Source organism: uncultured Ellagibacter sp., from assembly GCF_934636505.1.
In the GTDB taxonomy this organism is placed as follows: domain Bacteria; phylum Actinomycetota; class Coriobacteriia; order Coriobacteriales; family Eggerthellaceae; genus Ellagibacter.
On record NZ_CAKUAL010000092.1, the window covers coordinates 1 to 6,433 of the forward strand.

General features: G+C 62.6%; 5 protein-coding genes. All 5 read right to left on the reverse strand.

The window, feature by feature from the left end:
- Positions 1-799: BspA family leucine-rich repeat surface protein (locus Q0G18_RS08650; RefSeq protein ID WP_297152060.1), on the reverse strand; the 799-nt coding region annotated here is incomplete at its 3' end.
- 125 nt (positions 800-924) lie between these two features.
- Positions 925-1,587, reverse strand: a complete 663-nt coding sequence (locus Q0G18_RS08655) for an HAD-IA family hydrolase (RefSeq protein ID WP_297152063.1) — start codon at positions 1,585-1,587, stop codon at positions 925-927.
- A 5-nt stretch (positions 1,588-1,592) separates the two neighbouring features.
- The gene (locus Q0G18_RS08660) at positions 1,593-3,344 is read right to left on the reverse strand and encodes a proline--tRNA ligase (RefSeq protein ID WP_297152066.1); all 1,752 of its coding nucleotides are present in this window, start codon (positions 3,342-3,344) and stop codon (positions 1,593-1,595) included.
- Positions 3,341-4,426 carry a flavodoxin-dependent (E)-4-hydroxy-3-methylbut-2-enyl-diphosphate synthase gene (ispG, locus tag Q0G18_RS08665; RefSeq protein WP_297152069.1) on the reverse strand — a complete coding sequence of 362 codons (1,086 nt, stop codon included), beginning with the start codon at positions 4,424-4,426 and terminating at the stop codon, positions 3,341-3,343. The genes Q0G18_RS08660 and ispG overlap by 4 nt, the downstream gene beginning before the upstream one ends.
- A 693-nt stretch (positions 4,427-5,119) precedes the next feature.
- Entirely contained in the window at positions 5,120-6,403 is a 1,284-nt protein-coding gene (locus tag Q0G18_RS08670) for a homoserine dehydrogenase (protein ID WP_297152071.1), read from the reverse strand.
- Positions 6,404-6,433 lie beyond the last annotated feature (30 nt).

Genomic DNA, 6,433 nt, shown 5'->3' on the forward strand with positions numbered 1-6,433 from the left:
CGAGGGAGGCCAGGGATGAGCAGCCTTCGAACATGCAGTACATGCTGGTCACGCTGGAGGTGTCGAAGGAGGAGAGGCCGAGGGAGGCGAGCTTGGAGCAGTCGCGAAACATGCCGGACATGTCCGTCACGCTCGACGTGTCGAGCGATGAGAGGTCGAGGGACACGAGGGAGGAGCAGTCCGAGAACATGCTTCGCATGTCTGCAACCTCAGAAGTGTCGAGACCCGATAGGTCGATCGATACCACCTCTGAGCATTTACAAAACATCCCTCGTGTCGTTTTGGCTATTACCCCATTTTCGACTTTCGCGGAAACAATTTTATCTGCATGACTCCGCCAGGGAGATATATCTTCAGGGTACCAACCACGAGAATCCCAATTTTCCAAGCTTCCCGATTCACCATTCGCTGGTTTAATTATCAAACACCCGCTTGAATCGATCATCCATTGGCAGGTGCCGCATTTGGTCCAGTTGACGATTGGGGTTCCCGAATCGTTTGCTGCCTGCAAGGCGACATTGCTATCGTCGAGCGCGCCTTCGTCTTCAGTGCCGTCGTTCCCCCCCGCCAGTTCAGGATCAGCGTCGGAGTTGTCTGCAGCGAGAGCACCTTCAGTAGGGTCAGCATCTCCGCCCAAACCCTCATCAGACATCTGAGCCGCATCGGCTGGCTCACCCGAATCCCCCGCTTCTTCCGCCTGCGCCTTGTCGGCAGGCATCAGCGGGCAGAGAGATATGGCCAGGACAGCGGCCAGAAACGACTTGAATAACTTCTCGGTGGGCTTGGCGGAAGCGCTCATATGTTCCTCCCCAGGTGCGCAGTTTCACTTGGCCTGAATACTACCACTTCGAAAGGACATTTAGTTTCCGCATTGATTAAATGCCCCGCTCCCATTCGCCAAATGGGCGCCCCGCCGGACCAGAGCTACTTCCCCGCCGCTATCGGAACAAGCTCGGAAAGCGAGGTGATCGCGTAGTCGGGGTGCTCTGCCAGGAGTTCCTCACGGGCGAACATGCCCCAGAGTGCGGCGACCGTCACGCAGCCGGCGCCCCGTCCCGCCTGCAGATCGTAGGGGCTGTCGCCGATGTAGATACATTCATCAGGCGAAACGCCGAAAAGCTCGCAGCCGTGCAGCACCGGCGCCGGGTCGGGCTTGTGCGCGGGGAACGTATCGGGCGCGACGAGGAAGTCGAAGTACCCCTCGATCCCCGTGCTCTCCATGGCGCGGCGGGCGTTCCCGCTGCGCTTCGACGTGACGATGCCGAGCGGAAGCCCCGCCGCCGCAAGTTTCCCAAGCACCGCCGTTGTATCGGGAAACGACCTGATGAGCTGCGAGTGGATGCGGTCGTTGTGCTCGAGGTAGGTGTCGAAGAGCTTATCGTGCACCTCCTGGCTGCCGTCGGCCCAGTCCCACATCTGCACCGTGAGCGGCTGACCGATCTTCGCGCGCAGCTCCTCGTCGGGAATGTCACGCCCTAACACCGTCTTCGTCGCGTAGCGAAACGACGCCAGGATGAGCGCCTCGGTATCGACCAGCGTGCCGTCCAAGTCGAACAGCACGCCTTTGATGCTGGAAGTCTTGCCCATCCCGATTACTCGAAGATGCCTGCGAAAGCGCCCAGGCCGGAGGGGTGCTTGCGAGCGTTGCGCTTCGCGAAGCGCAGCAGCTCGGCAATGGTGGAAAGCGAGACGTCCTTCTTCTGGCCCGTGCGGCGCAGCTTCACTTCCACATTGCCCTCAGCCAGACCGCGCTTGCCGATGACCACCTGCAGCGGCCAGCCGATAAGGTCGGCGTCCGCGAACTTCACGCCGGCGCGCTCCTTGCGGTCGTCGATGACCACGTCAAAGCCGAAATCGGCGATCTCGCTCGCGAGCTTCTCAGCCGCGGGCTGCACCTCGTCGTCTCCAACCGTAAGCGGGATAATGCACACGTGAGCAGGCGCGACATTGAACGGCCACTGGATGCCGTTCTCGTCGTTGTGCTGCTCGACGATGGCAGCCACCGTGCGGGAGACGCCCACGCCGTAGCAGCCCATGATGAACGGGTGCTCCACGCCGTCCTCGTCGTGGAAGGTGGCGCCCATGGTCTCGGAGTAGCGGGTGCCCAGCTGGAACACCTGGGAAACCTCGATACCGCGGGAACCCGAAAGCGGCAGGCCGCAGTCGGGGCAGCAGTCACCGGGCTTCACGACGCACAGGTCGGCCCATTCGTCCACCGTGAAATCGCGGCCCTCTTCGGCGCCCACGTAGTGGTAGTCGTCCTCGTTCGCGCCGACAACCCAATGGCCGATGCCCTTCAGGCTGCGAGCAGCGATGATGCGCGCACCCTCGGGCAGGCCGACCGGACCCATCGAACCCTTGTGCAGGCCGAAGGATTCCATTTCCTCGTCGGTGAGCAGCGCAAACCCGGGAACGGCGCGCTCGGCCTTGATCTCGTTGAGCTCGTGGTCGCCGGGAACGAACATCACGACGAGCTTGCCCTCGGCATCCTTGCCGGAGAGCGCCTTTACCGTGGAGCTTTCGGGAATGTCGAGGAACTCCGCGAGCTCCTCGATCGTGCGGACGCCCGGGGTGTGGATCTTCTTAAGCTCGGTGGCCTCGTATTCCGTCGGGCGGGCCAGGCACTCGCCAGCCTCGGTGTTCGCAGCATAACCGCAGGTGCAGTGCACAAGCTCCGCCTCGCCTGCCGGGGCAAGCGCCATGAACTCGGTCGTCACCTTGCCGCCGATCTGGCCGCCATCGGCCTCGACGGGGCGGTAATCCAGGCCGCAGCGGTCGCAGATCGTGCCGTAGGCGCGGCTCATGTCATCGTAGGTTTCCTGCAGTGATTCCTGCGTGGCGTGGAAGGAATACGCATCCTTCATGATGAACTCGCGGCTGCGGAACAGGCCCAGGCGCGGTCGGATCTCGTCGCGGAACTTCACCTGGATCTGGTAGAGCGTGCAAGGAAGCTCCTTGTAGGAGCGCAGCTCGTTGCGGATGAGCGACGTGATGAGCTCCTCATGAGTGGGCCCGAGACAGAAGCCGTGGTCGTGACGGTCGACGAGGCGCATGAGCTCGGGGCCGTAGTCGTCCCAGCGGCCGGACTCGTGCCACAGCTCCGCCGGCTGCAGCGCCGGCATCATGATTTCCTGCGCGCCGATCTTGTCCATTTCCTCGCGCACGATGTTCTCGACCTTCGAGAGCACCTTGTAGCCAAGCGGCAGGAAGGTGTACACGCCCGAAGCGGTCTTGCGGATCATGCCCGCGCGGAGCATCAGCTTGTGGCTCGCGATTTCCGCATCCGCGGGGTCTTCCTTCAGCGTCGGAGCATAGAGCTTGCTCATTCGCATAACTTCACTCATAGTTTTCCTATCTCCTCCATCAACACGTCGACGATGGCGTGCTCTTCCACTTTCCGTTGCACTTCTCCGTGCTTGAACACGACGCCCACGCCCGCGCCGCACGCCACGCCGATGTCGGCATCGCGCGCCTCGCCAGGACCGTTGACGACGCAGCCCATGACGGCGACCTTTATGGGCTTGGTCGTGCTCATGAGGTTGGATTCAACCTGCTTGGCCAGCTCGATCAAGTTTACCTGACAACGCCCGCACGTGGGGCAGCTGATGATTTCCGGGCCGCGGCGGCGCAAATCGAGCGCCGAAAGCAGCGCCCAACACGCGCGCATCTCGACGACGGGGTCGTCGGTAAGCGAGATGCGCATGGTGTCCCCGATGCCTTCTTCCAAAAGGATTCCCAGGCCAGAGGCGCTTTTTATGATGCCTTGGAACTGCGTTCCCGCCTCGGTGATGCCGATGTGCAAAGGAATATGGGGCAAATCGCGCGAGAGCTGGCGATACGTACGCACCGTGGTCATGACGTCGTGGGCCTTCGCGCTCACCACAAGGTCGTGGAACCCGCGGCCCTCGCAGTATTCCACGTAACCCGCGGCGGACGCGGCGAGCTTTTGCGGAAGCGTAAGGTCGCGCCGCGCGGCGAGGTCCTGGTCAAGCGAGCCCGCGTTCACGCCGATGCGGATGGGAATGCCCGCCTCACCTGCGGCGTCGAGCACGGCGTCGGTCTTTGCGAGGCCGCCTATGTTGCCAGGGTTGATACGCAGCTTGGCCGCCCCGCGACGCGCCGCCTCCACGGCGATCTGCGCGTCGAAGTGAACGTCGGCCACCACGGGAAGGGGCGACTGCTCGCAGACGCGCTGGAAGGCGTCGAGGCAATCGCGGCGCGGAATGGCCATGCGGACCACTTCGCAGCCCGCCGCGGCAAGTTCCCGAATCTGCGCGAGGTTGGCGTCCACGTCGTTCGCGGGCACGTTCAGCATGGACTGCACCACCACAGGGGCGCCGCCGCCCAAGGGCACGTTACCCACCATCACGCGGTGCGTGAGCTGGTTGGGCTTTTTTTCGTTGGTTGTAGCATCGTTTTTACACATGGATAGCATTCTACCAGCACCCGCGCGCCTTTGGGAAACCGCCGCGAGAAAGGCACAGGCGACTCGCGAAGGGACGGGGGAAGGAGGAAATGAGGCTCACAGATGCTTCACCGCGATTGACCATCCAACCACGCATTCGAGGTGAACCGGTTTACGTGCTCTATCGAACGTTTGACAAGAGGATTCAACCTGCTAGACTAGCCACACATAGCAAAACCATTTGGTTTTACGGGGAGGGATTGCGAAAGCGGTTCTGCCCCGGTTTTTTCTCCCTCGACCGAACGCCTGCGTTTAGGGGAAGCAGTTTTCCCGCTTGCGGCGTCTTCACGGGTTGTTGTCGGCAAACGCATCGAACACTTCAGAGCAAATCACCATGGCGGAGCACGGAATGCCCCACCCGCGCACCAAATGAAGCGGCTGTTGTAGAACAAACGGTAGCACGGCCCCAGCACACGGCGCCGCTCGACCAGATCGTGCAGCTCTCCCCCGAGTTGGCGACCAAAGCGCGTTCAACTTGCCAGGCGGTTCGCGCGAGCAAAAAAGAAGGGCCTGGCCTCGGATTAGTTTCCGAAAAGCCAGGCTCTCGAAGCCTTATCGCGAGGCGAGCATGTCCAAAATTCGGGACGCAACAGGTGCACCCAGGACGAGCCCTCGCCTCCCCAGCAGCAGGTCGCAGAAAGCAAGCGCGGCGCGCTAGCCCTCCACTCGGATCACCGACGGCTCGGCGCGCAGAACGTCTTCGAGCCCTGCGATTTCCGCGAGCACCGCACGCACGCTTGCCTCCTTGGCGGTGTGCGTGACATAGGAGAGGTTCACCGTCTCGTGCTCGGAGTTGCCGCGCTGCACCACGGAGCGCACGGAAACGCCGTGCTTGGCGAACACGCCCGCCATCGCGGCGAGCACGCCCGAGCGGTCGGCCACAGCGAAGCGGATGTAGTACTTCGTCTGCAGCTCCTCCACCGGAAGGATGGGCAGGTTGTCAGTGCAGGTGCAGCCCACGATGGGGGAAACGCCCAGCGTGAGATGGCGCGCCACCTCGAGCACGTCGCCCATAACGGCGCTCGCCGCCGGGCCCGCGCCCGCGCCCTCGCCGAAAAACATCGTCTCGCCCACGGCGTCGCCCGTCACGTAAATTGCGTTGAACACGCCGTTCACAGTCGCGAGCTGGTGCGCCTTCGGGAGCATCGTGGGATGGACACGCACGTCGATGCCGTCGGGCGTGCGATGGGCAATCGCCAAAAGCTTGATGACGTAGCCCATGTCGTCGGCGGTGTCCAGATCGAGCGTCGTGATGTTGCGGATGCCCTCGGTGTGCACGTCGTCGAGCGTGACGCGCGAGTTGAAGGCGATCGACGCCAAGATGGCAATCTTCGCCGCAGCGTCGAAGCCGTCGACGTCGGCCGTGGGGTCGGCCTCGGCGAAGCCGCGCTCCTGGGCCTCCTTGAGCGCCTCGTCGTAAGAGAGGTTGTCGTCGACCATGCGCGTGAGCATGTAGTTCGTCGTGCCGTTCACGATGCCCATGACAGACGTCACCTCGTTCGAGATGAGCGAATGCTTCAGCGGGTCGATGATGGGAATGCCGCCGCCGACGGACGCCTCGAAGGCGAGCTCGCGGTTCATCTTCTCCGCCAGGTGCATGACTTCCTCGCCGTGGGTCGCCATGAGCGCCTTGTTGGCCGTGACGACGTTCTTGCCCGCTTCGAGGGCCGACACGACCACATCGCGCGCCACCGTGGTGCCGCCGATGAGCTCGATGACGATGTCGATGTCGGGGTCGTTGATGATGTCGTGGTAATCCAACGTGAACAGATCGCTCACGCCGTGAGCTTCGGCCTGTTCAGGGTCGCGCGAGCAGACGCGCGCAAGCTCCACATCGATGCCGTAATGGCGCTTGAAGTCCTCCTTGTGCTTCTGAAGGATGTCAATGCAACCGCCACCAACCGTGCCGGTGCCGACGAGTCCGAGCTTGATGGTCATAAGGTCCTCCTAGATGTCGCGGGCGTAGAG